The sequence below is a fragment of the Natrinema versiforme JCM 10478 genome (assembly GCF_000337195.1).
In the GTDB taxonomy this organism is placed as follows: Archaea; Halobacteriota; Halobacteria; order Halobacteriales; family Natrialbaceae; genus Natrinema; species Natrinema versiforme.
Genome location: NZ_AOID01000022.1, coordinates 25,136 through 51,494 on the forward strand (window position 1 = coordinate 25,136; position 26,359 = coordinate 51,494).

Sequence of the window (26,359 nt, forward strand, 5' to 3'; positions counted from 1 at the left end):
AACTTATGGCGTGCGGAACGCGCGAGCAGCGACCCGAACGGGTTCGGGAGTTCGGCCGCCGGCTCGAGTCGAACAGTTATTGAGTCGTGGCTGACACGTCTCCGTATGGCCGACCCTCGCGCCCGGAATCCCAGCCTGCTCTTACTGGCTGTCCTCCTCGTTGTCATTCCGCTCGGACTCCTCGCCGCGAGGGCACTCGCGTTTCCCGTCGACCGCGTCACGATCGGCGCGGTCGTCGGTGGGGCCCTGCTGGTGATCGGCGCGCTTGCCCTGCCTGCGTTGCTCCTCTCCGGGTGGCAGTCCAAGCGGGAATAAGACCGACGACGCGGCGCAATTCTGCTCTTGACCCACCGAACTGGTAACCCGCGTGCCAGCGGGTCCGGCAACCGCGTCCGGACAACCGAACCCCTATCAACTCGGCGGGCAATACTTCGGGGTATGACAAAGCGGTACGTGTCGCTCCCCGAGGAGGCGGAAGCGGGGATGCGCGAGTTCATCGACGAGGTCGATCGACGGCTCTCGAGCGACGAGGACACCTGCTCGGTTGTCGAGGACGTCCTGATCGATCTCTCGGGCGACCGCGAGGCCTACGAACGCTGGCAGCGCGGCGAGTCGGTGTCGGCGGCCGAACGCGTCCGCCTGCAGAGCTACGATCCCTGTAACACGACCCTCGAGAGCGAGTACTACGCCGAGAAAGACGAAGAACAGTTCCGCCGCTCGAAACATCTGCAGTGGCTCTGGCGGCAGTTCGACAGTCTGCCGATCGCGGACAACGTCGAGTTCGCGCTGCGGTTCCGCCGGATGCTCGCGGACCACTTATTCGAGGACTGCGGCGACGGCTGTCGCTTCTTCAAAGGCATCTCGTTTACCTACGGCCACAACATCACGATCGGGGACAACACGGTCATCCACGACGACGTCCATCTGGACGATCGCGGGAAGCTGACGATCGGCGACCGCGTCTCGATCTCCGACGGCGTCCACATCTACAGCCACGACCACGACGTCGTCGACCAGACCGAGGTCCGCAACTACCACACCATCGTCGAGGACGACGTCCGGCTCACCTACGACGCGATGGTTCGGGCCGGCTGCAAGGTCGGCGAAAACGCCATCGTCGGCGCGCGCGGTATCGTCCAACACGATATTCCTGCCCACCACATCGCGATCGGAATGCCCGCAAAGAGCGTCAAGATCAAACCCGGCTGGGAAGACACCGCCACGCCAATCGACGACGCCGGCACCAATCGACAGGAACAGCGCCACCGCGAATACGACCTCCCCGACGACCTCGAGGTCTTCGACGAGTTCCAGCGCGACCTGCAACAGCCGTAGCGCCGTTTCGTCTCGAACTGACCACGCTCTGGCGAGCGCCGGTCGAATCTTTCTGTACTCGTCCTCGAGTACGCCCCATCAGCGCCGTTGCGTGTGCAGGCCGCTCGCTCATTAGTCGGCCGCCAGTGCGTTGGCGTGGTGACTTTCTATGCCACGCTGTAGGACCTGCGGGAATCACGTTTCGTACGATTTCGCTCGCGCACACGGTGAGGACGGTGGCGTCGACTGGTGTCCGCGGTGTCAGAACGGACTGTAGAATCGGTCGGTGAGATCTGAAAACGCGGTGATCCGAACTCGCTACCGGTCGGTCAGCAGCCGCCGCAGGATGTCCCCGTAGGCGGGCCGGGTGATGAGGACCCCGATGAGCACGCCAAGGATGGTTATGATAGCGAACCCTTGGAGATCGCCGAGGCTCATGACCGCGAGCGGCGAGAGCGCGATGATCGTCGTCGCCGCGGCGGCCCCGATGACCCAGAAGGCCTTGCGGAACCGCGATTGGAAGACCCGTTCCGAACTGACGTCGCCCTCGTCCATCACCTCGTCGGCGATGATCACGAGGTCGTCGACCCCCGTCCCGACGACGGCGATGAATCCGGCGACGTGGGAGAGATCCAGCGGCATGCGTATCAGCGCGGCGAACCCGAGCAGGATCGCGACCTCGGCCACCGCCGTGAGGATCATCGGCAGGGCGACGCGCGTGTCCGTGTACCGGGAGTAGACGACGCCGCTGACGGTGAGCACCGAGAGCAGCCCGATCAGCAGCGAGTACTGCTTGAACTGGTCGGCGTGGGACGGCTGGATCGAGTAGACCTGATTGTTGTCCATGTCCAGCGGAGCGCGCAGGCTCCCGGCGCGGAGGTTGACCGAGAGCGACTGGGCGTCCTGCTGGTTCTGTGCGCCCATCTGGAAGGTCGGGTTGCTCTCCCAACTGCCGCTCGACATACTGGTCGCGAGACTCTGGCCCATGCTGTGGGCGTCGACGACCTCGTCGTCCACGACGGTCAGCAGACAGTACTGTTCGTTCTCGTGGTCGAAACTGATGGTCTCGCCGTCTCCACGGAGGTTACACCGCCCCTGCCCCTCGCCGGTGAAGCCGAGGTCGTTCATCTGCTGTTGGAAGCCGGGTGCGGCGTCCTCGCTGACTTGCACCGGAACCACGTATCCCGACCCCCGCTGGCGCTGTTCCGGCGGATCGACGTTCGCGATATCCTCGCCCGTCAGTACCGTCTGGTTCGTCTGGTTGGTTTGGTTCCCGCTGTCATCGGGATAATAGGCTCTCACCTCGACCTGCCCGCGATCCGAGAGGATCTCGCGGAGTTCGCTGGCTCCCATGTTGGGCACTTCCACGACGATGTAGTGGTCACCCTCGAGCGTCGAGGACTCGTAGGCCGTCCCGCCGGAGAGCCCGGCCGCGTTGATCTTCGACTGGAGCGTCTCGATGATACTGTCGCGGGTCTCCTGGGTGACGCCCGGACGAATGTCGTCCTCGGTGGCGTCGACGTCTGCCGCTTGTAACGCCGCGGCGAACTCCGCTTCGGTCACGTTCCCGTCGAACACTTCCGCGGTCACGGTCCCGTCTTCCTGGACGTTGATGTTGGAGTCGGCCGGGTCGAGATCGAGTTCCTCGCGGATCGTCGCGTCGACCTCGTCGAGTCGATCCTGGTCGATCTGTCCGTCGTCGCTGACCGCGCCGGTGTCGATGTCCTCGGCGGTCAGCCCGTCGACCGGGGCCCGCATCCGCGTCCCGCCCTCGAGGCTGAGGCCGAACTCGAGGTTGGTGGGACTGTCGTCGATGCTGTCGTCGGCGAGGCTGTCGTCGGCGACGATCCCGCCCGGGATGAAGAGCGCGACGGTCGAGAAGCCGACGAATAACACGAGCAGGAGGACTCGCCAGTTGTTCTTGATCGCGTCGATCGGGTTCATGAGCGGATCCCCTCGAATTTGTACCAGCGAAGCAGGCTCAGGTTCAACATGTAGGTGTTCAGCAGGTCGGTCGCGAGGCCGACGAACAGGATGATCCCGATCGAGGCCAGGAGATCGATGCCGAGCAGGTACGCCGCGACGCCCATGACGAACATCGCAGCCATCGACGTCACCGTCATCGTGACGCCGGTCCGCATCGCGCGGTGCGTGCTTTCATAGAAGTCACCGCTACGGCGCAGGATATGATTATTTAACAGAATATCCGAGTCCACGGAGTATCCGATCAACATCAGCAGGCCGGCGACGGTGCCGAGCGAGAGCGGGATGCCGGCGAGTCGCATGAACGCGAGCGGGATCACGAGGTCGGAAAACGCCGAGAGGACGATCGCGATCGACGGGACGAACGTCCGGAAGAGCAGAAAGGCGATCGCGCTCATGCCGACGAACGCGACGGCGAGTCCGATCATGGCCGTCCGCTGGCTCTGCTGGCCGAAACTCGCCGACGTAGACGAGACCGACTGCACGATCTGGGCGTCGCCATCGGACTCTAATCCGTCCGTCGCCTGATCCTCGAGCGCCTGCGCGTCGGTCGAGGAGAACCGGACGATGTACTGATTGTCGCCGCTCGTTCCCGTGACGGATTCGGGCTGTTCGTCGAACGCTGCCGGAATGTCTCCTTCCGGCGTCGTCGTCTGGACGGTCAGCTCCGAGCCGCCGGCGAAGTCCATCCCGAGCGGCACCGGCGTACCGTACACGAGAAACGAGCCGCTGAGGACGAGCAGTGCAACCGCGAGAACCGCGAGCGGAACCGCCGCGAGCTGGCGGTTACTGTACCGGGTGTAATCGATCTCCGGTACGTCGAAATACGCCATATACCGGCTACTCGAAGCCCCCCGAGGTAAGCCTTCTCAATTTCGAAAACGTGATTGTTCGTCACACTCTGCCACTCCCAGTTCCGGGATTTGGGACCGCTCGAGTCCGGCGAGTCGCGATCCGCGACAACTAATGGGGTATCAGTTCTCGGCCGTCGTGCTGGTCGCCGGCCCCCGACCCGCTGATCAGTCCGGGAGATACCGAACGCTCAACACGCCGTCTTCGGCCGAACGGCGCACTTCCACACGGACGGCCTCGAGCCGGGCCGCTCGAGCGATGGTCTCCTCGTCGTCGAGGACGTCTTGTGCCGCGGCTTCGACCTCGCCGTCGGGGACGCTGAAGACGTGGAGTTCCCCCGTTCCCGCGCGCTCCTCTTGGACGAGGTCCCCGAGTTCGGCCTCGGCTGCCAGTTCCTTCTCGTAAGTGGTCGGCTCGAGGTCGCTGTCGACCAGTTCGATCGTCCGCCTGTCCTCGATCTCGATGACTTCCCAGGTGACTTCCAGCGGCGGCTCCGGTGCGACGGTCGCCTCGAGAACGTCGTGGACCTCGAGGCCGGGGTTCGACGCGAGGGTGTGGACTTGTGCGGTCTCGGCGTCGCGGACGACGGCCGACTCGGCCTCGGCGTGCGTGACGACGAAGGTTCCGGTCTTTTCGGTCATGGGCGCTCGTAGGCGGGGGATCGGTTTCGGGGTTTCGGCTTTCGATAACGGTTCGGTTTCGATAGCCGTTAGAACTCGAGGGTCGATGCGAGTCGCCGAACAGTAGGGTGGTTCCCGAACAGGAGTTGAGAAGAGTCGGCGGAAACCGAGCGTCTCGCGTCGCGGCAGCAGGGAATCGCCACGCCCTCCCCAGCCGATTTCAATTCACGGGCGCTCCGCGCCCGTTCGCTCATCCCTCGTGCGTCTTTGGATCGCGGCTCACCCGTCGGTTCGCCGCGACACAGCGCACGCCACCGCACGCCGGTTGATCGATTCGGAGTAAGACGTCGTTTGCCAGTACAGAGTCCGAGTGCCATTCGCGTACCGTCCCGCAGAACGGCCTCCCGATCGCGCTCGCGTCACGGAACGCCTTTAGCCCAGGCAGTCGCGTGCTGAGACATGAACGTCGATATCGGAAACGCGCTGTCGTCGGTCGCGTCGCCGGGCGTCTCGCGGGACTCCCTCGAGCGGTTAGACGAGCAGGTCGCGGCCGCCCACGAGCGCATCGAGACGGGAATGGCGAACGAGGAACACGGCTACGAGGCGCTGAACCTCCCCGAGAGAACCGACCCCGAGGAGATTCGGGCAGCGGTCGAACCGGTCGCGGACGCCGAGGCGCTGCTGACCATCGGCATCGGCGGCAGTTCCCTCGGCGCGGCGACGATCACGAACGCGCTTGATTCGGACACCGAGACGGTCTTTCTGGACAACGTCGACCCCGCGTGGATCTCGAGGCACCTCGAGTCGCTGCCGCTCGAGGGGACGGCGATCAACGTGGTCTCGCGGTCGGGGACGACCGCGGAGACGCTGGCGAACTTCCTCGTCGTCCGGGAGGCCTTCGAGTCGGCCGGCGTCGACTGGACCGAGCGGACCATCGTCACGACCGGCGAGTCCGGCCCCCTTCGCGACCTCGCGAACCGCCACGATCTGCCGTCGCTGAAAGTCCCCGACGGCGTCCCCGGTCGCTTCTCCGCGCTGTCGGCCGTCGGCATGGTCGCCGCGGCCGTCTGCGGCCACGACCTCGAGGCGCTGCTTTCGGGTGCCGCCGCCGAGCGCGAGACGCTGTCGGGCTCGCTGTTCGACTGCCCCGCCTACGCCTACGGCGCGACGACGTACGCGCTCGACCAGCGCGGGGCCGGCGTAAACGCCGTGATGCCCTACGCCGAATCGCTCGAGACGTACGCGGAGTGGTTCGCCCAGCTGTGGGCCGAGAGTCTGGGGAAAGACGACCTCGGCCAGACTCCCGTGCGAGCGCTCGGCGTCACCGATCAGCACTCGCAACTGCAGCTCTATCGCGCGGGCCCGCGTGACAAGCTCGTCACCTTCGTGACGACCGCGGAGGGCGCGGACCGTCCGATTCCGGACACCGATGTCGAGGACCTCGCGTATCTCGGCGATGCAACGCTCGGGGAACTGCTCGAGGCCGAGTTCGAAGCCACGGAAGCAAGCCTCGCGGCGGCCGGTCGGCCGAACGTCCGCGTCGAACTCGAGCGCGTCGACGAGTACGAACTCGGCGGGCTGCTCTACGGCATGGAGGCCGCCTGCGTGCTCGCGGGCGAACTCTACGGCGTGAACACGTTCGAACAGCCCGCCGTCGAGTGGGCGAAGAAGGCTACTCGGGGGCTGCTCGGTGGCGGCGAGTTCGAGGAGGCGAACGCGGTTGCCGAGAAGACGGAGCTCCGCGTCGAGCGGTAGGCCGAGCCGCTCGCGGTCCGGAACGGCGAGCGAGCGACGGCCGTCGGATCGCGCTCGCCATTCCCGCCTCGAAATTTGTATGGGCCCTCGCACGAATAGCCACGTATGACCGAGACTGCACGGACCGACGACGCCACCCCGGTCGCGTCCGGCGTGGTTCCCGGCATCGGGACCCTCCTCGCGGGAATCACGATGGTCGCCATGTTCGTCCCCGTCCGCCGCGGCGTCGACGACCCGGTCGTCTGGGCCGGCGCAGCGTTCGCCGTCGCCGCCGTCCTCGCGTTTCTGGCCCAACGCCACGGATTCCTCGAGGGGCAAATCGCCGGCCTCACTGCCGCCGGCTCGAGCGTCGCCGTCGTGTTGCTCGCCGGCTACGCGTTGAATCAGGGGGTGACCGCGCCGACCGGCGTGCCGATGGTTCCGCTGTCGATCCCGATCGTCTTCGTGGCCTTCCTCACGGCGGGACTTACCGTCGCCGCCGGAGTCGCGGATTACTTCGGCATCAGCGCCAGCGGGCTCAAACAGCGGAGCAGACAAGCCGCGATGCTGTCCGCCGTCGGCCTCGCCGGCCTCCTCGTCACGCCCTTCGTTGTCGCCATCCTCGCAATTCCGGTCCGCCCGCTGCTCGAGCCGATCTCCCAGATCGAAAGCACCGTCTTCACGCAGGTGTGTATGGCGCTCGGAACGATGCTCGTCGCGGGCACCTACCTCTCGTTGACCGACCGCGATCTCTCCTTTATCGACGTGCGTCGGCCCACGCTGCGGGAGGTCGGCTGGATGATCGGCGGACTGGTGGTCCTCTTCGGGACGCTCTTTCTGATCTCCTTCGTCATGCAGTCGACCGGCGTGGAAAGCGCCGACCACTCGACGACCCAGCAGGCCCAAGAGAGCCCGGATCTGATGCTGGTACTGGTCCCGCTTGCCATCCTGATCATCGGGCCGTTCGAGGAACTGCTCTATCGGAACGTGATCCAGAAGTCGCTGTACGACACGTTCTCGCGCCCGGGTGCCGTCGCCGTGGCCAGCGTCATCTTCGCGGCGGTCCACGTGCTCGCGTACGCCACCGCCGGACTGGGCGCGGTGATCGCCAGTCTGGGGACCATCTTCGGGCTCGCGATCGTCCTCGGTGTCATCTACGAGCGAACGGACAACCTCCTCGTCCCGGCGCTGATCCACGGCGTCTACAACGCGATCCTCTTTGCGAACCTCTATTTCGTCTACGGCTGACCGATCGCTCGAGCAGTCGCTCCCTGCGTCGGGCCGATTGCGACAGAAACCGATCGCACGCCGCGCGGGCTACGACGGGTTCTTCCGAGCCAGTTCCGACCCGCAGATCGGACAGCGATCTTTCTCCTCGTCGAACTCGCGGCCACAGCCCTGACACTGATACTTCCAGTGGCGCTGTTCGTCGATTCCCTCGCGGGCGATCACTTCGACCCCGACGTTGAGTTTCTCCGCGACGTTTTGCATCGCGTAGTCGTCTGTCACGAGGGTAGCGTCGAGTTCGAAACTCGCCGCGACGAGTCGAACGTCGGTGTCCGAGAGGACGTCGAGATCGCCGGACTCCCGGGCCGCGCGCTCGACTTTCTCGGTGGTGTCCTCGTTGGGAATGTGGATGTGCATCCCGGAGCCCTCCATCGCGTCGTAGCGATAGGCGCTCTCGTCTTCGAGTTCCTCGCGGACGAGCGGGATGGTTGCAGTCTGTTCTGTCGTATGGAAGTCGTGGATAAAAGCGGAGGAGTCGAGAACGTACATACCGTTAGCGCTGGACGACGATGTAGTCTTTCACCGCTTGGACGCGGTTGACGGGCACGAGAAACCGGCCGGCGTCGTCGCTGTCGAAATCGACGGCGCGACTCGAGAGTTCCTCGTCGGGCTCGATAACGAGATCGTGAAGTTTGCCGGATTTCAGATCCATCGTGATGTTGTAGAGCAATCCGAGCTCGGTGCCGTCGGACCCCATGACCGACTTCCCCGAGAGGTTTTCAGCGAGTATATCGCTCATGCATCCCCGTACTTACTAATCGGTATTAAAGACCACGGGGAACGCCCACGGGCGACGGAATCCGGATGCCGCCGAGAAAACGGAGCCGCCCGTGACGATCGTGACCGCGGCGCTCGCCGGCGCGTTCGGAACGCGGATGACGATGGGTTTAACTACGGCGCTACGGACGATTCAGGTAAGACCTTCTCGGGTGGTTCATCATGTCGGACACGGATACACGCGACCCCACATCTCTCAGAACGCCGATCGTCGCCGTCCTCGGACACGTCGATCACGGCAAGACAAGTCTCCTCGATAAGATCCGCGGCTCCGCGGTCATCGAGGGCGAAGCAGGCGCGATCACCCAGCACATCGGCGCGACCGCCGTTCCGCTGGATATCATCTCGACGATCGCGGGCGACCTCGTCGACCCGGACGACTTCGACCTCCCCGGCCTCCTGTTCATCGACACGCCGGGTCACCACTCCTTTACCACGCTGCGATCCCGCGGGGGCGCGCTGGCCGACATCGCTATCCTCGTCGTCGACGTCAACGACGGCTTCCAGCCCCAGACCCTCGAGGCCTTAGACATCCTCCGGCGGTCGGAAACCCCGTTCATCGTCGCGGCGAACAAGATCGACACCGTCCCGGGCTGGAACGCAAACGAGGACTCGCCGATCAACGACACCTACGAGGCCCAGTCCGATCGCGTGCGCGAACGGCTCGACGAGAACCTCTACGAGATCATCGGGAACCTCTCGGATGAAGGCTTCTCCGCCGACCTCTACTGGCGGGTCCAGAACTTCCAGCGTAACGTCGGCGTCGTCCCCGTCTCGGCGATGACCGGCGAAGGGGTTCCCGACCTCCTGACCGTCATGATGGGACTCTCCCAGCGCTACATGAAAGAGGAGATGGAGATCGACGTCGCCGGCCCCGGCGTCGGGACCGTCCTCGAGGTCAAAGAGGAGAAAGGGTTCGGGACGACGGTCGACACCGTCCTCTACGACGGGACGATCCGCTCGGACGATCAGCTCGTCGTCGGCGGGCAAAACGAGCCGATCGTTACCGATGTCCGCGCGCTGCTCCAGCCGCGTCCGCTGGCCGAAATCCGGACCGAGAGCCGGTTCGAAAAGGTCGACGAGGTCTCGGCCGCATCCGGTATCAAGGTCGCCGCGCCGGAACTCGCCGACGCGATGGCCGGCGCTCCGGTCCGGGTCGTCCGCGACCGCGACCTCGACGAGGTCATCGCGGAGGTCCAGGCCGAACTCGCGGACATCGCCGTCGACACCGCCGAGGAGGGGGTCGTCGTCAAGGCCGACACCCTCGGCAGCCTCGAGGCGATGGCCGACGCCCTCGACGATGCGGAGGTGCCGATCGTCCGCGCGGAGGTCGGCGATGTCGCGCCGCGGGACGTGTCGGTCGCCTCGACCGCTGAGGACGGCAAACAGAAAGCCATCCTCGGGTTCAATGTCGATGTCCTCGACGACGCCGAGCAGCGCGCGGGGATCGAGGACGTGACGATCTTCACCGACGAGGTCATCTACCAACTCATCGAGGAGTACGAGGAGTACGTCGAGGGGATCGAACAGGCCCAGCAGGACACCATCCTCGATAACATCACCCGGCCCGCCCGCTTTCGCATCCTGCCGGATCACACCTTCCGCCAGAACGACCCCGCGGTCGTCGGCGTCGAGGTCAACTCCGGAACGGTCCAGAACAACGCGAACGTCGTCAAGTTCGACGGCAACGAGCCCGATCGCGTCGGGCAGGTCAAGGGGATTCAAGAGCAGGGCGAGGATGTCGACGAGGCCCGCGCGGGCAACCGCGTTTCCGTCGCCATCGACGGCCCCACCGTTGGCCGCCAGATCGAGGAGGACGACGAACTCTGGATCGAGATCCCCGAGAAACACGCGAAGATCTTAGAGCAGGAGCTCGCGAGCGAGATCCCCGCCGACGAACTCGAGGCGCTGAACATGTACCTCGACAAGCAGCGCAGCCGGGATCCCTTCTGGGGGAAGTAACCGTACAGTTTTCCGCCTCGGGTTCGCTCGCAGCGTCTTCGTACGCGTGCTCACTCCTCGGCCTGCTCGAGGCCGGGCCGGCGAGTTCCAGTATGAGAGTTACCACACAGCAGGTCATAGGTGGTGTATGCTCGTCCAACTCCGCCAGTACAAGCATGAGGAGGTCCAGTTCGACGACAACAGGACGACCGGCGAATCCCAGACCGAGGACACGGTCAATCCGGACGCGGAGGACTACTTCGGCACGGACATGGACGACCTCGACGTCGAGACGTGGGACACCGTCGAGCACGAGGGCGATCCGATCCAGCGCCGCTCGCTGACCATCGACGGCGTCACCGCCGTCTCCGTCCCGCGGGAGCCGACCGACGCGGACGATCCGGACCTTCCCGGGCGGACACTCCAGTTGCGCATGGGCGGCGGCATCGAAAACATCGCACAAGCCGAGATCGTCGAGGTACAGGACCTCGAGGTCGAAGCAGAGCCAGCCGAGGGGAAGGCTGCCAGCGACGACGACTCCCACGGGAAGGCGTCCATGGATGACGAGCCGTAAGCGTCCTCGCTCGAGTCAGTGTCTCTTTTTGGACGAACGTCGACTCGAGGAGGCGGCCGTCGAGCGAATCCGAACCGGTGGGGGATGACAACCTCTGTCGGAGTCGGTGCGGTCCCGAAATCGTTTTCAAGCGGTCGCGCGCACACTCGGTATGCCGACGGAATCGGACACTCATTATGACCCCTCGCTGGGGAACAAGTTCATCTTCGTCACCGGCGGCGTCATGTCGGGACTCGGCAAGGGGATTACGGCCGCGAGCACCGGCCGTCTCCTCAAAAACGCCGGGTTCGACGTCACCGCGGTGAAGATCGATCCGTACCTGAACGTCGACGCGGGCACGATGAACCCCTACCAGCACGGGGAGGTCTACGTCTTGGAGGACGGCGGCGAGGTTGACCTCGATCTCGGGAACTACGAGCGGTTCCTCGACATCGACATGACCTCGGACCACAACATCACGACGGGCAAGACCTACCAGCACGTCATCGAGAAGGAACGCGCCGGCGACTACCTGGGCAAGACCGTCCAGATCATCCCCCACATCACCGACGACATCAAGCGGCGCATCCGCGAGGCCGCCGAAGGCACCGACGTCTGTATTATCGAAGTCGGCGGCACCGTCGGTGATATCGAGGGGATGCCCTACCTCGAGGCCTTGCGCCAGTTCGCCCACGAGGAACCCGAGGAGAACGTCCTCTTTACCCACGTCACCCTCGTCCCGTATTCGAAAAACGGCGAGCAGAAGACCAAGCCGACCCAACACTCGGTCAAGGAGGTCCGCTCGATCGGGCTCCAACCCGACGTGATCGTCGGCCGCTGCGAGGACCGACTCGATCCCGAGACCAAGGAGAAGATCGCGCTGTTCTGTGACATTCCCACCGACGCGGTGTTCTCGAACCCCGACGTCGAGGACGTCTATCACGTCCCGCTGATGGTCGAAGACGAGGGGCTCGACCAGTACGTCCTCGAGCACTTCGGCCTCGACGACGAGGCCCTCCCGGAGGGCGAACGCGCCAACGAGTGGCGCGAGATCGTCACCAGCGAGAAAGAGGGTGAGGTCGACATCGCGCTGGTCGGCAAGTACGATCTCGAGGACGCGTACATGTCGATCCACGAGTCGCTGAAACACGCCGGCTTCGAAGTCGGCAGCGACGTGACCGTCCACTGGGTGGCCGCCGACGACCTGAGCGAGGGCTACGATGGCCAACTCGAGGGGATGGACGGAGTCATCGTCCCCGGTGGCTTCGGCATGCGTGGCTCCGAAGGGAAGATCCGGGCGGTCCAGTACGCCCGCGAGAACGGCGTTCCCTTCCTCGGGCTCTGTCTTGGCTTCCAGATGGCCGTCGTCGAGTACGCCCGGAACGTGCTCGGGCTCGAGGGGGCCCACTCCGCCGAGATGGAGGAAGACACGCCCCACCCGGTCATCGACATCCTGCCCGAACAGTACGAGGTCGAGGACATGGGCGGGACGATGCGACTCGGCGAGCACACGACCGTGATCGAACCCGAGACGCTGGCCTACGAGCTCTACGGCGACACGTCCTGTTCCGAGCGCCACCGCCACCGCTACGAGGTCAATCCCGAGTACTTCGACCAGTTCGAAGACGAGCCGCTGACGTTTTCCGGCACCGCCGGCAATCGAATGGAAATCCTCGAACTCGAGGACCATCCCTTCTTCGTCGGGACGCAGTTCCACCCCGAGTACACGTCCCGACCCGGACAGCCGAGCCCGCCGTTCCTCGGGCTCGTCGAGGCCATCCTCGAGCAGACCGACGCGGGGACCGAGACCGATAGCGAGACCGCGGACGCCGATGCCGACGCAGAAACCGAGGTAACCCACTGATGGTAGACACCGAGACGTTCGTCCCAGACGCAGTCGCAGAGATCGACGAGGAAATCGACGACGCAAACGCCGTTATCGCCCTCTCGGGCGGCGTCGACTCCTCGGTCGCCGCCGCCTTAGCCTACGAGGCCATCGGCGACCGACTCACGCCGGTCTACGTCGACACCGGCCTGATGCGGAAAGGCGAGACCGACCAGATCCGCGAGACCTTCGACTACATGGACTCGCTGCGGATCGTCGACGCGAAAGACCGCTTCCTCGAGGCGCTCGGGGGAACCACTGATCCCGAAGCGAAGCGCGAGATCATCGGCGAGCAGTTCATCCGGGAGTTCGAGCGCGAAGCGAAGGACGCGGACGCCGACTACCTCGTGCAGGGGACGATCTACCCGGATCGCATCGAGAGCGAGGGCGGGATCAAGTCCCACCACAACGTCGGTGGCCTGCCGGAGGTCGTCGACTTCGAGGGGATCGTCGAACCCGTTCGCGACCTCTACAAGGACGAGGTCCGCGAGGTCGCTCGCCACCTCGGACTCGACGAACTCGTCGCCGAGCGGATGCCGTTCCCCGGCCCCGGCCTCGCCGTGCGGATCATCGGCGAGATCACCGAGGAGAAGTTGGAGGTCGCTCGCGAGGCAAACCACGTCGTCGAGGAGGAACTCGAGGAGTACGAGCCGTGGCAGGCCCTGGCGGCCGTCATCGGCAAGGCGACGGGTGTCAAGGGTGACAACCGCGTCCACGGCTGGGTCGTCTCCGTGCGCTCGGTCGAGTCCCGCGACGGGATGACCGCCCGCGCACAGGAGATCGACTGGGACACCCTCCAGCGCATCCAGTCCCGAATCACGGGTGCCCACGAGAATGTCGCCCGCGTCGTCTACGACGTGACCCACAAACCGCCCGCGACCATCGAGTACGAATGAGTACCGGGACGACCGCCGTCGTCGCCGGTGCCGACGAGGACGGCATCGCGGCGGCCCTCGAGGCCGAGGGCGTCGCCGTGGCCCGGCTCGAGGGCGTCATCTCCCGCCCGCACCTCGAGGAGGCGGGCGTCGTCGACGCCGACCTGTACGTGCTGACCGACGTCGGACAGGCGACGACGATCCCGATCGTCTGCGATCTGAACGAGGACGTGCGGACCGTCGTCTACGCCCAGCGGACCGTCCCCGAGTTCGTCAAGGGACAACTCGATATCGCCATCGATCCACAACTGATGGACGCAAGCGTCGTCGCCGACGAACTCGTCAACTGACGTTCGGCCCACCGATCGCAGGGGGCGGACAACCCTCTCGAGTGCTGGCCCGAATTCTCCCATTCGTTTCGGCAGTTGGTTACTATTACTTGCACCTGGTGGATGAACTTTCTCGACCAGTATTTCGGCCAAATAAATTCGGATTGACTCACGGGGAATTCGACGTAAGAGCGGTATACCATCACCGCCGTTCAAGTGGTATCCGCCGATACGTGGAAACGGAGGTCGACGGGCAGACCCCACCGATGGCACCCACCCCACCACCTGCACCCGCGACTTCCAGCAACCCCACCACAGCACCCTTCCCACCACTGCCAACCGATTCTCGTTGACGCGGGCCCACCCCACCGGCTCGCGTTACACCCTGCGATTCTGGCATCGGGGCGCGGCGGTTTCCGCCGCGTCCCGGGGATGACCTATCCCCCTTTTGACGCGCCGACGACTGATCGCCGCCAGCGCGGCGCTTCGCGACCGCTCGCCCGTTCTCAGTCCGTCTAAAAGAGTCGGCTACGTCGCAAACCGGTCCAAAACCGGGATCTCCTCGAGTCGCTCCTCGTCGAGCAGGTCCCAGTCGATGCCGCTCGGTTGCGCGCTCCCCTCAGGACGGACTGTCCGCTCGGGCGTGACGACGAGGTCCATCGCGACGTCGTGGGCTCCGATCGCGACGGCGTCGTCGATCACCTGCCGTTCGTGGACCGTCGTCGCGACCGGCGTCGACTCGTCGACGAGCCCGAGTTCCCTGAGCACGGCGTACTCGAGGTCGCTGTAGCCCTCGCCCTTGCCGATCCGCTCGCCGTTTTCGGTAATCGCAACGCTTCCCGAAACGATCAGATCGACGCTGTCGATTTCGTCCGGTCCCACCTGCTCGCCGTGTTTCGAGGAGCCGGACACGGTCGTCGCGTCGTCGTAGTCCGCGAGTTCGTCGGGATCGAGTTTCAGGAAACACTTCTCGTCGCGGAGCCGCGGGACGGCCATGTAGACGATCTTGCCCTCGCGCAGCGCTCGCCGCCGGACCGGCAACTGCGGCGCGTCGGGATTGGCCTTGATCGTCGTCGCGTCCGTCCACTCCGGCTGTTCGGCCAGCCGCTCGGCGGCCTCGCTCGCCCCGGCGAAATTGGGGATCCGGCCGTGGGGCGGAAACGGGAATCGGGCCTCGCCGCTCTCTTCTAAGTCGTCCCAGACGCGTTCCCGGATCGCTTCCTTGTCGACCCGATCGGTGCCGTCCCCTTCGCTCTCACTGTCGCCGTCGGCGGAACCCACGTCAGGCACCCCCGTCGGCCGCGTCGGCTTCGGTCGGCTCGCCGCTCGCCGCCTCGTCCGCGTCGCCATCCGGTTCGTCCTCCTCCGCGAGGTCGATGATCCGCGCCGCTTCCTGCAGGATGATCTCCGCGAGCGCGAGCCGGACCGCGTCGGCGTGGCCGGGCAGACAGAACACCGGCGTGCCCTCGGTGATGCCGGCGAGCGTGCGCGCAGTGATGACTTCCGTCCCGACCTGTTCGTAGGCCAAGGCGGTAAACAGTTCGCTGAACGCGGTCAACTCCTTCTCCAACAGCGGTTTGACGGCTTCGATGGTGGTGTCGGTCGGCTCGACGCCGGTCGCGCCGGCGGTGAGCACGATGTCCACGTCGTCCCGATCGATCAGCCGCGAGACGATCGACTGGACCTTGTCGTGGTTCGCGCCGACGTGTTCCCGTACCGTGACCCCGTTCCCGCTCTCCTCGAGTACCTCGGCGATCACTTCGCCGGCCCTGTCGTTCTCGAGCGAGCGACTCGAGGCGATCGTGACGACGCCGGTACAGAGCGTCCCGTCGCTGCTGTCGGCAGCGTCGGCACCCTCGGCGTCGGTCGCGTCCGTCTCGTTCATACGGCCTCTTCGGGAGCCGGCGAATAAAACGCTGGGTACAGAGGGGGCACGCCACCACGGGTTGCCCAACTGTTATGGCCGCCGTTTGCGTTGGCTCGGTATATGCAGGCAGTCCAATTCGCGGAACACGGTGACACGGACGTTATCGAGTACGGCGAGTACCCCGACCCCGAGGTCGGCCGGGACGAGGTCCTGGTCGATATCAAGGCGGCCGCGCTCAACCACCTCGATATCTGGACGCGGCGGGGAATGCCGGGGATCGACCTTGAGATGCCCCACATTCCGGGCAGCGACGGGGCCGGCGTCGTCGAAGCGGTCGGCGAGGACGTGACCCGATTCGAGGAAGGCGACCACGTCGCGCTCTCGGCCGGCGTCGGCGACCTGCGGATGGACGATCCGACCCTCGACCCGCGCTTCCACATCATCGGCGAGCACGTCACCGGCGTCCACTCCGAGTACGCCGCGATCCCCGAGGACAACCTGCTCCCCGTCCCCGAGCACGTCGATTGGTCGGTCGCCGGCTCGAGCTGTCTGGTCTTCCAGACCGCGTGGCGGATGCTGATCGAGCGCGCAGACCTCGAGGCCGGCGAGTCGGTGCTCGTCTTAGGTGCAAGCGGCGGAGTCGGCCACGCCGCCTTACAGATCGCCGACTACGCGGGCGCGGAAGTCTACGCGACCGGCAGCACCGAGGAGAAACTCGACTACGCCGAGGAACACGGCGCGGACCACGTCTGTAACTACGAAGAGGAGGACTTCGCGGACTGGGTCTTAGAGGAGACCGGCGGCCGCGGGGTCGACGTCGTCGTCGAGCACGTCGGCGCGCCGACGTGGCAGAACTCGCTGAAGAGCCTGACCAAGGGCGGGCGGCTCGTGACCTGTGGCGGTACCGGTGGCGGCAACCCCGAGACGGACATCCCGCGGATCTTCTGGGAACAGCTCACGATCATCGGCTCGACGATGGCCACGCCGGGGCAGGTCGACGACGTGATGGAACTCGTCTGGGACGGCACCTTCGAGCCCGCGATCCGCGAGGAACTGCCGATGAGCGAAACCGCACGCGCCCACGAGATCATCGAGAACCGCGAAGGGTTCGGCAAGGTCGTCGTTCGACCTGACAGCGAACTATAAGCTGCCGAAGTCGAGCCCCGATCAGGTTCGGCCCGGTTGGCCAACCGTGAGGGCTTTTACGATGCGGTCGAAGGATCCGATAGTGACCTCGAGCGACGACGGCGGCTACGTCCACGATCCATCGACGTTCGACGCCGACGCGGACGGCGAACAGGGAGCCGACGCGCCGGCCGAGGCCGACGCGGGAGCGGAGTCGGCCCACCCGTCGGCGGCCGACCGCGAGTTCGACTGGCGCGGCTGGACCCTCGTCGGCGTGTTGGTCTTCGCGTTTTTCGTCGCTCCGACCGCGATCTACCTCGTCCCGCCGGGTGCAGAGGGGTATCGCTTCGCGCTGCTGATTCTGCCGCTTGCGCCCGCCGTCTTGCTCGCGATTACGGCCGTCTGGGCGACGACGAGACCCTGAAGACGGCTCGCAGCGGCGCTGCTTCTACCTCTCGTCGATCGGTACCCAAAAGAAATCGGCTCGCGTCGTTACGCCTCCGCTTCGCAGACATCCTCGAGCAGCTCGAGGACGGCCGATCCGTTGTCGACGTCCCGGTCGGGCGTCTCCTCCCGGTCGACGTACGCGGCGAGCTCGGTATAGATCCGATCGGCCTGTGGCCCGGTGAGTCGTTCCGTTCCGTCGCCCGCCTCGAGCGTCTCGATGCCCTCGAGTACCCATTCGGGCGGTGTTCCGTCCGCGTCGAGGGCCTCGTCGAGGCGGTTCGACAGGACGTGGTGGACGACCCATTGTTCGTCTCTGGAGAGCGTGACTTCGTACGTCTCGGTTTCCGGTTGTGAGGAACTCATTTCGTCAGACTGGACCGGGTTCGTCGGTCCTCATCCACCGCTACGAACAGCGGCATAATAAGCCTTGTTACCGCATGGCATAGTTGCTGGATTCGATCGCCGGTGTCGGTTCTCGAATCGATCGGGACTCGAGGCCGATCGGTCCCCGCCGGACCGGAGACGGTCAGTTCGCCGATCAAAAGCTACTAACAGAATCGCACCCAGTGAACACACAGAGCGACGCTGATGGACTTCGCGACGCTATCCGGGGAGATCGCGACTGGCCGCATCGGGCACGCGCTCTCGCGGCTCGTTCCCGCGACGCCGATCTGGGAGCGCGAGTGGGACATTTGCTGTGTCCTCGACGGCTGCCGACTCGATCTCATGCGCGAGGCCGCCGCGGCCGGCCACGAGACGCTTCCCGACCCCAATTCGGTGGGATCGCTGTGGTCGGTCGGCTCCCAGTCCGCCGAGTGGATGGACCGAACCTTCGCCCCCGAACACCGCGAGGCGATGGCCCGGACCGCCTACGTGACCGGTAACCCCTTCTCCTCGCAGTCCTGCGAGCACATCCTCGTCACCTCCGACGAGGTCCTGCCGCTCACGGCCGACGATTTCGGCGTCTTCCACGAGGCGTGGCGCGAGGACTGGGTCGACGACGACATCTCGACGATCCCGCCCGAGCCGCTGACCGACGCGGCGATCGCGATCTGGCGCAACCGCGAGGAACTGGGGATCGATCGCGTGCTCGTCCACTACATGCAGCCCCACGCACCCTTCCGATCGCAGCCGGGCTGGTTCTTCGGCTCGGCCGACATCGAGCACTGGGGGCAGTTCACCGACGGGGAGGACGACGACGAGGACATCGATCTCGAGGCCCTCGAGCCGGCCGAACGCGAGGCCCTCGAGACGCTGGCCGAAGCCGAGGCCGAGAGCGACGACGACGAGACGGACTCGATGAACGACCCCTGGATGCGTCTGCGCGACGGCGACCTCTCCTTCGAGGCGGTCTGGGCGGCCTACCGGGACAACCTCGAGTGGGTGTTAGACGACCTCGCGCGCCTGCTCGGCAACTGCGACGGCCGGGTCGCGATGACCAGCGACCACGGGAACGGGCTCGGCGAGTTCGGCGTCTGGTCACATCCGCCCGGAACGCCGGTGCCCGCGCTCCGCCGGGTTCCGTGGGCGGTCCGCGACGGACGAGATACGGGTGCCTGCGATCCCGCGCTTCCCGACGGAATTCGGGAGGGCAGCGCAGCGGGAGCGGACGGTCCGGCCGGCGGCGAGGAATCGGACGAGGACGAAATCGAGTCGCGCCTCGAGGCGCTGGGCTACCGGTGACGAGCACGCTTCGCGACGCGATCTACGCCCTTCGGACGGCCCGGCTGGGCCTCGAGCGCCGCCGACTCGATTACGGCGCGGAGACCCGCGAGCGAGCCGAGCGGCTGGCCGCGGTGCTGCCGGCGTCGGTCGCCGAACTGCGGGGCTACGAGCGCGAGTACGACGACCTCGAGTGGTTTCACGACAGCTACGCCGACCGCGTCGCGGAGATCCACGACGCCGGCGTCGCCACCGATACGACCCACTGGCGCGACGGCGTGACCCTCTACGTCGTCTGTCGCGCGCTCGAGGTCGAGACCGCGGTCGAAACCGGGGTGCTGTTCGGCTCGTTCGACGCGCACGTTCTGGCCGCGATGGCGGAAAACGGCGGCGGGACGCTGCACGCGGTGGACCTTCCCGGCGGCCCGCCGGGGCCGTTCGAGTACGGCCACCTGATTCCGGACCGCTGTCGCGACCGCTGGCGGCTGCATCGAGGGGACGCGCGGGAGGTGCTGCCGGAGCTGCTCGAGCGCGTCGGGCCGCTGGATCTGTTCTTGCACGACTCGGACCACCGGCTGCCACACATGCGCTTCGAGTACGAGACGGCGCGTCCGCGGCTCGAGCCCGGCGGGGTGCTCGCGAGCCACGACGTGCGGCTCTCGGGGCTGTTCGACCGGTTCACCGACGCAAACGGGCTCCAGTCGTGTGTGGTCTGCGATACGGGGATCGCTCGTGTCCCACTGGGTCTGTCGGCCGATCCGGACTGAGCTTTCGAAGCTGGCTGTGCCCGATAGTCGACGGCGTATACGTTACTTCGAGCCTGTTCGTCCGAATGCATAACTGACTGACACTCGAACAGCCGATATGAACAGCCGTTCACTCGACCGGCTCGGAATTGCGACCGTCGCGGTCGTCGTCGGGTTCTCTTTGACCGTTTCGCTGTATCATATGCTGGCCCACGACGCGCAGTTACTGGCGACGGTGTTCGGACAGTGGTCGCTGGTCGCGCTCTCGCTGGTATTCGGTGCCGTCGGCTACTACGCGCTTCGGACCGTCGACGCGGCAAACGGCGGCAGGATCGTTGGTCTTCGCGCGGGGGCTGGATACGTGCTCGCGGGGCTGGCATCGGCGGGGTACTCCCTGCACCAGCATCTGACGCCGGAGGCCGCACTCGAGTTGGACGTAATTCTGTTTCAGGCGACGTTCATGGCGCTCATCGGCGGCATTGCCGGGACCGTCGTCGGCCTCGAGACGGCGCGGCGCAAACAGTCGATCAGCGACCTGGAGGCGACGACGCGGCGACTCGAGTCGATACAGGCCGACATCCGAAGCGAGAAGCGACGCTTCGAGTCGCTGTTCCAGAACGCGCCGTCGGCGATCGCGGATCTGCGGTACGCGGACGGCGAGCCGACCGTCGAACGGGCGAACGACGTCTTCGAGACCCTCCTCGAGCACACGAGCGCGGACGCCGAGGGCGAGAACCTGTTCGAGGTCGTGCCGCTCCGGGAGACGGAAACGGAGGCGACCGTCGCGGCCCACGTCGCGGACAACGAGATCTACGAGGGCGAAGTCACCGTCGACCGGGCTGACGGGCGCGGTCACTACAAGCTCCGCGTCGTTCCGTACGACGTCGGCGACGGGGACGGGGCCGGAGACGGGGAGGGCGAACGCGCGTTCGCGCTGTACACCGACGTGACGGAACTCAGGCGCACCCAGCGGGAGCTGTCCGACAGCGTCGCGCAACTCGAGGCCTCGAACGAACGCTTAGAGCAGTTCGCGTACGCCATCTCCCACGACCTGCGGGAGCCGCTGCGGATGGTCTCGAGCTATCTGGAACTGCTCGAGAACCGCTACGGGGACGACCTCGACACGGACGCCCGGGAGTTCATCGAGTTCGCGGTCGACGGGGCCGATCGCATGCGGGCGATGATCGACAGCCTGCTCGACTACTCGCGGGTCACCACCCGCGGCGAGCCCCTGGAGCCGACGGAGTCCGCCGCGGTCCTCGAGGACGTGCTGACGGATCTCCGTCCCCGTATCGAGGAGAGCGACGCGACGGTCACCGCCGAGGACCTGCCGACGGTGATCGCGGACGCGGACCAGCTCGCGCAGGTGTTTCGGAATCTGCTCTCGAACGCCATCAAGTACAGCGGCGACGAGCCCCCGCAGATCCACGTTGGTGCCGATCGCGAGGGCGAGGAGTGGCGGTTCGCGGTCGCCGATCAGGGCATCGGGATCGACCCCGACCAGCACGAGCGGGTCTTTCAGGTCTTCGAGACCACCCACACCGCCGCGGAGGGATCGGCGTCGGGGATCGGGCTGGCGCTGTGCCAGCGGATCGTCGAACGCCACGGCGGCGAGATCTGGGTCGACTCGGCACCCGGCGAGGGGGCGACCTTCTACTTCACGCTCCCCAGCACGGACACGCAGGTCCCCTCGATGATATCCGACGTTCCAGCCCACGGCGACGAGCGCTCCGATCGCGGCGACTAGCGCGGCCTCGAGTCCTCCCGGCCAGTGATCGATCCGATAGCGAGGCGGGGGCTCCGCTCGAGGACCGGCGAAGAGACCCGTTGCGGGTGACAGTCCCGCGCGTTCGCGGCCACGCAGCCTACCGTTCGTCGCGTCGCTCCGTCCGGTCCGCTCGCTCTCCTCGATCGGCCTCCTCGTCCGCCGTATCGATGTCCCCGCGTCGTAGTTCACAGAGGGTCGCGAGGCGTTCGGCGCGCTGGATGAGCAGCGCGTGCCCGGCACCCGTCAGCCGGTAGGCAGGGAGTCGCGCGGGCAGTCCCTCGCGCCTCGCGACGAGGCCGCGGGCGACGAGCGCGCGGAGGTTCGGCTCGAGCCGGGCGCGACTGACCGTCGGATACCGGCGCTCGAGCGTCGCGATGAGCCCCGCGGGAGACCGCGGGCGGTCGTCGCGCTTGCAGCGGGCGATCGCCTCGAGACAGTCGCGTTGGAACCCGGTGAGGTCGACCCACGCGCGCCGGCCGTCGGTTATCGGGTCGTCCGGGAGCGATGCGTCTGCTCGAGCGGGAGGTTCAAGGTCCCGCGAATCGTCGTCGTGCATGGCTTTCGGTGGCATACGGAAGCCACGCGGGCCGGTGGTAGTGACACCGGGTCCGCATTCTCTCTCGAGGACCAACTCGGGCAGTCGTGGGTCCGTCTGGCTTCCGTTGCTCTCAGCAATGGTGTTGTGGGACTTATACTTGATGCTATATGAGGCCAAAAAGAAGGTGTATGTTGCTATTCCTTTGCGTGCCACCTGAAGTTATGACTGGAAAGCGTGAGCACCAACTGAATGCGTCCGCTGGTTTCGTGGATGACGAAGTCTGATCCTGCAATTCTCGAAATCTTCGAGAAAGCAGGGATCGCTATCCCGCCAGCGGTTGCAGAATTCAATTTGGAAGGTGTTTCAAAATCTACGATCACTAGACGCCTTCCAGTTTTGGTGGATCACGGTCTATTGGAGCAAGTAGACGAGGAACGGGGTTACTACCAAATTACGGATCAGGGTCGTGCCTATCTCGAGGGCGAATTAGAGAAGGACGACCTCGAACCATCATAACGAACTCGTACACACGACCTCCGAAATCCTATTTTTTCGACTTGATAAATAGGCAATTTTCGACTACAACTAGTGTCCATGTTGATAACTCCGAGAAGAGCAGTGGTTCTATCAATGGATCACTCATGGTATACCCGCAACAAAACGTGGTTTGTGCGATGTACAATAATTTGGATCTGTCGACATGAAATCTTATGAGATGAATTAGATATGGATAGATCTACTCTGATTCAGACAACATTAAGTAAAGTCCGACAAGCTAGAAAGGTCATCATCTTTGCTTTCATCTTCATCAGATAGATATTCATTAATTGTCTCATCTTCGAACCTATCCCTCAGTGACATTAGGTTATTTATTTTATATTTTGTAAACAAAAATCTTCCATCATCTCTCCGTTTCCGGCAGATATCGATCTTACGGAGATAGGTAAAGACATCTTCTAACTGTTTATATTTTATATTTCTTCCAAAATGGGTCTTCACGTCTTCAAAGTCTATTATTATTCCGCCGTCAGAGAGATCTGACCCTAAGACTATCTCCTCACAAATACCTAGGGCAAGAGGTTCATCATGAATATCCCTAGTCAAGTACACCAAGCTAGGTGGACTTTCTGGGACGCTGATTCCTCTTTGAAGTTGATCTAAAACCGTGCTATTCCGAAGACTACCAGACTCCAAAGAGAGTGATGAACCAGGTGAGACGGTCGCGATACTGCTTTCTTGCTTAAGCCGTTTCAACTTCTCCCTCTGGTTGGCTGACCCAGATTGGTGATTTCTGAACTGTTCTTCTCTGAGAATTGTACAGTGATCAAACCAATCAATATCCTCTGGCTCGAGGAAATCCTCAGAAACGGGTGACCTTTTCACGTGACTTTCAACAGCTTTCAGGCTGATTTTATTGTATTTGGATAATCTCTTAATAGCTTCCTCAGATATGTTGCCGGGACGAATAAAATCGAAGAAAATAGCAGAGTTTTCGCCAAGCAGTGTGTAAGGGGGTTCTACATCAACACTGGTTCGTTCCCCAGGAACATACATGAAATCACCAACCATTCTGAAGCCATGGTCTACGAGACCAGTATCTTTCTCCCCAAATACAGCAGACTTAAAGAGATTATGGGTAGTGATATGTGCTTTTTGAGTATTCCACCTATCCATTTATGCTCTCACCTTTTTAGAAACTCTGTTGATTTTATATGAGGAGTTAAACTCGTCGTCAATTATCTGATAGAAGTCTCTTAAACCCTCTTTAGTCGTATTTGACCGAGAATATACCTTCAAGTCTTTGTCAGAGACAACTACCTCAAAAGATAGACCTCTCTCAGAATCATACACTAAGTAATGGTTTTGTCCAATAGACGAATATCGGTACCTCTGTTTATAGTCTAAGATATCTTCTTTAAGACTTTCAGCGACTGAAGCATCTGTAGGATAGGCATCATCCTCAACCTCTTCTTCAAATATACATATTGTAAGACCATCAAGTACGCTTCCCTGATCAGCATCGCGTAGTTTTTCAGATATCCCACCATCTGTTTCGCTCTTATCGTCAGAATCCTCTAACGTGAGCTGAGATAAGAAGATATGATCACCAGGAGTCAATCGTTCAGGACGGTGTTCAACCTCAAAATTTTCTTGATCTTTGGTCTCACAGGTTTCAATTAGATCTTCAATCACATCCAACCCAACATCATCGGAACCAGAACGCACTCTTGGGACTGAGGCATATCCTTCTTGACTTACAGTTCCTTTCACAGCCTCTGCGGGACTATTTCGCTGTCCGAAAACAACCCTCTTTGCTCTGGCATCGAAGTTATCTTGAACTTTATCTAAATGTTCTTCTGAACCACCATGAACCTGTACGCTTATATACTCATCTTTAAAGAAGGGTTCGTATTTTGCAGTAAATCCAGACAAGTCTCTTTTTTCATACTCATCAACTATTTCGCGGAGATTCTCTGAGCTAAGGAATATGCGGTCAAGTTGCGGCAAATACCGGATTAGTTTCTCAATGGTATCCTCAGCAATGCTCTTTTTGACTATAGTTAGTGCTTTGAGATATTCTCCGTCATTGATTAACAAGAACTCTTCGTCTGTGTTGTATTTTGGATTCGATATCACCAATAACGAAGCCTCTTCGTTAACTGGTTCGACAGAGAAGGAGTGGTTTTCAAAGAACTCCCGTGGATTTTTGTTTATATCCTCTTCCTCCAATAAGTTTTGGAGCGATTTGCTGAGATCGTCAGGGACAAATCCGTTATTAGCAGCAATGTATATTTTCAATTCAGTTGATTTTTTTTTGCTTTCTCTCCCCTCCTCTTCAATCTGTTTGTCGGTTTTGGTGACAAACTCTACGAATTCCTCTAGTAGTTCCTCTGTCGGCGTACCCTCTAAATTCCGATTTTTAAACATCAATGTGGGCCACCATCCCTGGTCGTCTTGTACCTTATATTAGAGTCCTGTATATATATCGGTTGGCTATACGGTCAAAGTGAATCTTGCCAATGAGAGGGCTATAGTTGATTCGAACGTCAGCTACTCTGGTATTTGTAGAGGTGATAATCATTCACTCCTAGGTTAGACACCATTTCTTTCAGCTCACAAATTTTTATTTCCTGCTTAGAACCTGTTGCGGTTTTATATTTAACGTAGATTGTAATCTTCACTTCATTTGTTCCGGTAGCGGAATTATTATCTGACTTTTCAATTGCCTGTAAGGCAGTATGGATATGAACTTCTCTAATCTCTTTATCCCGCTTAAGAAGTCCTGTCTTCTCTATTTTTCTAACCTTTGGACTCGCATAAAATTCAGTGGGTTCATTATGTGATTCAGATAATGCCCCGCCAACATCGGTTGGCCACCAAGTTCCTTCAGAAGTCCTCTGAAGAGGAACAGAATGTGAATAAAAGGTGATGTCAGCTGGTTCTGCACAGGAGCCTATTTCTGTTTTAAGCCTCAAATCCCTAGCCGTAGAATTACCGCTATTCATGATGTTCATATAATACTTGTTCGCCTCGTGAGGTTCGAGATCAATATTATCGTTTCTCTCGTTCCCCCATTCACTCGATGTCACTCCAAGTATCGGGGTATACCCTGCGTTCATTATCGATTCCTGTCTTGACATTAATTCATGCTGTGAATCTTGAACTAGATACTGCATGAGATATGCTATTAATAGGAAACCCGAGATTAGAACAGATAGCACACTATCATTCTTGTCAGCGAAGTCAAGTTCATTATTTGAAAGTATTTCACCACTAAGGACAACATGATCAACGATAAATACAGATATCGAAGCTATAACAACAAACAGCAAAATTTGCGAGATTGTTCTGCTACTAATCCCCATATGCTTTGCTTAGCCCTATCTATTTTAAATCCTATGTTCATTCCATACTTCATCCATCGTTTAAATATATCTGTTAACTGATCAGCGGAGAGAACTACTTCTATGAAAGCAGAGGGTAGCTTTGTCTCATGAGGACCTCTTTTGTGCGCATCATCTCGAGATCTTCGCTTGGAAGTAGAGTGGGACACTG

At 62.2% G+C, this 26,359-nt stretch carries 28 protein-coding genes; 16 read left to right on the forward strand and 12 right to left on the reverse strand.

Annotation, left to right across the window (positions count from 1 at the left end):
• Positions 1 to 105: 105 nt before the first annotated feature.
• From C489_RS06850 to C489_RS23215, 3 genes are all read left to right on the forward strand, one after another.
• Complete coding sequence (locus C489_RS06850) at positions 106 to 315, forward strand: hypothetical protein (RefSeq protein WP_006430459.1); 210 nt, start codon at positions 106 to 108, stop codon at positions 313 to 315.
• A 123-nt stretch (positions 316 to 438) separates the two neighbouring features.
• On the forward strand, positions 439 to 1,335 hold the full coding sequence (locus C489_RS06855) for an acyltransferase (RefSeq protein WP_006430460.1): 897 nt from the start codon (positions 439 to 441) through the stop codon (positions 1,333 to 1,335).
• 148 nt (positions 1,336 to 1,483) lie between these two features.
• Positions 1,484 to 1,591 (forward strand): DUF7563 family protein, encoded by a 108-nt coding sequence (locus C489_RS23215; protein ID WP_449289379.1) that lies wholly within the window; start codon positions 1,484 to 1,486, stop codon positions 1,589 to 1,591.
• Positions 1,592 to 1,632: 41 nt separating this feature from the next.
• Here C489_RS23215 and C489_RS06860 read toward each other — a convergent pair whose 3' ends face one another.
• From C489_RS06860 to C489_RS06870, 3 genes are all read right to left on the reverse strand, one after another.
• Positions 1,633 to 3,258: a preprotein translocase subunit SecD gene (locus C489_RS06860; protein WP_006430461.1), complete on the reverse strand. Its 1,626-nt coding sequence runs from the start codon at positions 3,256 to 3,258 to the stop codon at positions 1,633 to 1,635.
• The gene (gene secF / locus C489_RS06865; protein ID WP_006430462.1) at positions 3,255 to 4,130 is read right to left on the reverse strand and encodes a protein translocase subunit SecF; all 876 of its coding nucleotides are present in this window, start codon (positions 4,128 to 4,130) and stop codon (positions 3,255 to 3,257) included. Before secF ends, C489_RS06860 begins: the two co-directional genes overlap by 4 nt.
• A gap of 186 nt (positions 4,131 to 4,316) precedes the next feature.
• Entirely contained in the window at positions 4,317 to 4,790 is a 474-nt protein-coding gene (locus tag C489_RS06870) for a DUF5812 family protein (RefSeq protein WP_006430463.1), read from the reverse strand.
• A 438-nt stretch (positions 4,791 to 5,228) separates the two neighbouring features.
• Between C489_RS06870 and C489_RS06875 the strand changes: the two genes are divergently transcribed.
• Both C489_RS06875 and C489_RS06880 read left to right on the forward strand, forming a co-directional pair.
• On the forward strand, positions 5,229 to 6,524 hold the full coding sequence (locus C489_RS06875) for a hypothetical protein (RefSeq protein WP_006430464.1): 1,296 nt from the start codon (positions 5,229 to 5,231) through the stop codon (positions 6,522 to 6,524).
• A gap of 105 nt (positions 6,525 to 6,629) precedes the next feature.
• Entirely contained in the window at positions 6,630 to 7,751 is a 1,122-nt protein-coding gene (locus C489_RS06880; RefSeq protein WP_006430465.1) for a CPBP family intramembrane glutamic endopeptidase, read from the forward strand.
• A 69-nt stretch (positions 7,752 to 7,820) separates the two neighbouring features.
• Here C489_RS06880 and C489_RS06885 read toward each other — a convergent pair whose 3' ends face one another.
• Both C489_RS06885 and C489_RS06890 read right to left on the reverse strand, forming a co-directional pair.
• Positions 7,821 to 8,279, reverse strand: coding sequence for an NOB1 family endonuclease (locus C489_RS06885; protein ID WP_006430466.1), 459 nt, complete (start codon positions 8,277 to 8,279; stop codon positions 7,821 to 7,823).
• A gap of 4 nt (positions 8,280 to 8,283) precedes the next feature.
• The gene (locus C489_RS06890) at positions 8,284 to 8,529 is read right to left on the reverse strand and encodes a PRC-barrel domain-containing protein (protein WP_006430467.1); all 246 of its coding nucleotides are present in this window, start codon (positions 8,527 to 8,529) and stop codon (positions 8,284 to 8,286) included.
• A gap of 200 nt (positions 8,530 to 8,729) precedes the next feature.
• Between C489_RS06890 and infB the strand changes: the two genes are divergently transcribed.
• The 5 genes from infB to C489_RS06915 all read left to right on the forward strand — a co-directional run bounded on the left by infB (position 8,730) and on the right by C489_RS06915 (position 14,171).
• On the forward strand, positions 8,730 to 10,529 hold the full coding sequence (gene infB, locus C489_RS06895) for a translation initiation factor IF-2 (protein ID WP_006430468.1): 1,800 nt from the start codon (positions 8,730 to 8,732) through the stop codon (positions 10,527 to 10,529).
• A gap of 127 nt (positions 10,530 to 10,656) precedes the next feature.
• Positions 10,657 to 11,082: a hypothetical protein gene (locus C489_RS06900; protein WP_006430469.1), complete on the forward strand. Its 426-nt coding sequence runs from the start codon at positions 10,657 to 10,659 to the stop codon at positions 11,080 to 11,082.
• A 151-nt stretch (positions 11,083 to 11,233) separates the two neighbouring features.
• Positions 11,234 to 12,925, forward strand: coding sequence for a glutamine hydrolyzing CTP synthase (pyrG, locus tag C489_RS06905; protein WP_006430470.1), 1,692 nt, complete (start codon positions 11,234 to 11,236; stop codon positions 12,923 to 12,925).
• Complete coding sequence (gene guaA / locus C489_RS06910; protein ID WP_006430471.1) at positions 12,925 to 13,842, forward strand: glutamine-hydrolyzing GMP synthase; 918 nt, start codon at positions 12,925 to 12,927, stop codon at positions 13,840 to 13,842. Before pyrG ends, guaA begins: the two co-directional genes overlap by 1 nt.
• Positions 13,839 to 14,171 carry a DUF7126 family protein gene (locus C489_RS06915; RefSeq protein ID WP_006430472.1) on the forward strand — a complete coding sequence of 111 codons (333 nt, stop codon included), beginning with the start codon at positions 13,839 to 13,841 and terminating at the stop codon, positions 14,169 to 14,171. The genes guaA and C489_RS06915 overlap by 4 nt, the downstream gene beginning before the upstream one ends.
• Before the next feature lie 507 nt (positions 14,172 to 14,678).
• Here the strand turns inward: C489_RS06915 and C489_RS06920 are convergent.
• Positions 14,679 to 15,500, reverse strand: a complete 822-nt coding sequence (locus C489_RS06920; protein ID WP_083902776.1) for a 5-formyltetrahydrofolate cyclo-ligase — start codon at positions 15,498 to 15,500, stop codon at positions 14,679 to 14,681.
• Positions 15,433 to 16,035: a MogA/MoaB family molybdenum cofactor biosynthesis protein gene (locus tag C489_RS06925; RefSeq protein ID WP_006430474.1), complete on the reverse strand. Its 603-nt coding sequence runs from the start codon at positions 16,033 to 16,035 to the stop codon at positions 15,433 to 15,435. The genes C489_RS06920 and C489_RS06925 overlap by 68 nt, the downstream gene beginning before the upstream one ends.
• Positions 16,036 to 16,137: 102 nt before the next feature.
• On the opposite strand from C489_RS06925, the gene C489_RS06930 reads away from it, so the two are divergent.
• Together C489_RS06930 and C489_RS06935 are read left to right on the forward strand one after the other, a co-directional pair.
• Positions 16,138 to 17,163 carry a zinc-binding dehydrogenase gene (locus C489_RS06930; protein ID WP_006430475.1) on the forward strand — a complete coding sequence of 342 codons (1,026 nt, stop codon included), beginning with the start codon at positions 16,138 to 16,140 and terminating at the stop codon, positions 17,161 to 17,163.
• 82 nt (positions 17,164 to 17,245) lie between these two features.
• Positions 17,246 to 17,566, forward strand: coding sequence for a hypothetical protein (locus C489_RS06935; RefSeq protein ID WP_006430476.1), 321 nt, complete (start codon positions 17,246 to 17,248; stop codon positions 17,564 to 17,566).
• A gap of 68 nt (positions 17,567 to 17,634) precedes the next feature.
• Here the strand turns inward: C489_RS06935 and C489_RS06940 are convergent, their stop codons facing one another.
• Positions 17,635 to 17,952, reverse strand: coding sequence for a DUF7853 family protein (locus tag C489_RS06940; RefSeq protein ID WP_006430477.1), 318 nt, complete (start codon positions 17,950 to 17,952; stop codon positions 17,635 to 17,637).
• A gap of 225 nt (positions 17,953 to 18,177) precedes the next feature.
• Here C489_RS06940 and C489_RS06945 point away from each other — a divergent pair, with 225 nt between their 5' ends.
• From C489_RS06945 to C489_RS06955, 3 genes are all read left to right on the forward strand, one after another.
• On the forward strand, positions 18,178 to 19,272 hold the full coding sequence (locus C489_RS06945) for a hypothetical protein (protein WP_006430478.1): 1,095 nt from the start codon (positions 18,178 to 18,180) through the stop codon (positions 19,270 to 19,272).
• Positions 19,269 to 20,018: a class I SAM-dependent methyltransferase gene (locus C489_RS06950; protein WP_006430479.1), complete on the forward strand. Its 750-nt coding sequence runs from the start codon at positions 19,269 to 19,271 to the stop codon at positions 20,016 to 20,018. The genes C489_RS06945 and C489_RS06950 overlap by 4 nt, the downstream gene beginning before the upstream one ends.
• 97 nt (positions 20,019 to 20,115) lie before the next feature.
• On the forward strand, positions 20,116 to 21,744 hold the full coding sequence (locus tag C489_RS06955) for a sensor histidine kinase (protein ID WP_006430480.1): 1,629 nt from the start codon (positions 20,116 to 20,118) through the stop codon (positions 21,742 to 21,744).
• 118 nt (positions 21,745 to 21,862) lie between these two features.
• Here the strand turns inward: C489_RS06955 and C489_RS06960 are convergent, their stop codons facing one another.
• Positions 21,863 to 22,336, reverse strand: coding sequence for a PadR family transcriptional regulator (locus tag C489_RS06960; protein ID WP_239642038.1), 474 nt, complete (start codon positions 22,334 to 22,336; stop codon positions 21,863 to 21,865).
• Positions 22,337 to 22,552: 216 nt separating this feature from the next.
• On the opposite strand from C489_RS06960, the gene C489_RS20725 reads away from it, so the two are divergent.
• On the forward strand, positions 22,553 to 22,819 hold the full coding sequence (locus C489_RS20725) for a winged helix-turn-helix domain-containing protein (RefSeq protein ID WP_083902777.1): 267 nt from the start codon (positions 22,553 to 22,555) through the stop codon (positions 22,817 to 22,819).
• Positions 22,820 to 23,059: 240 nt separating this feature from the next.
• On the opposite strand, the gene C489_RS21510 is transcribed toward C489_RS20725, so the two are convergent.
• From C489_RS21510 to C489_RS21520, 3 genes are all read right to left on the reverse strand, one after another.
• Positions 23,060 to 23,977, reverse strand: coding sequence for a hypothetical protein (locus C489_RS21510; protein WP_152423121.1), 918 nt, complete (start codon positions 23,975 to 23,977; stop codon positions 23,060 to 23,062).
• Entirely contained in the window at positions 23,978 to 25,231 is a 1,254-nt protein-coding gene (locus C489_RS21515; protein WP_152423122.1) for a hypothetical protein, read from the reverse strand. It lies immediately after the preceding gene.
• Between the two features lie 119 nt (positions 25,232 to 25,350).
• Positions 25,351 to 26,169 carry a hypothetical protein gene (locus C489_RS21520; RefSeq protein WP_152423123.1) on the reverse strand — a complete coding sequence of 273 codons (819 nt, stop codon included), beginning with the start codon at positions 26,167 to 26,169 and terminating at the stop codon, positions 25,351 to 25,353.
• Between the last annotated feature and the right edge of the window lie 190 nt (positions 26,170 to 26,359).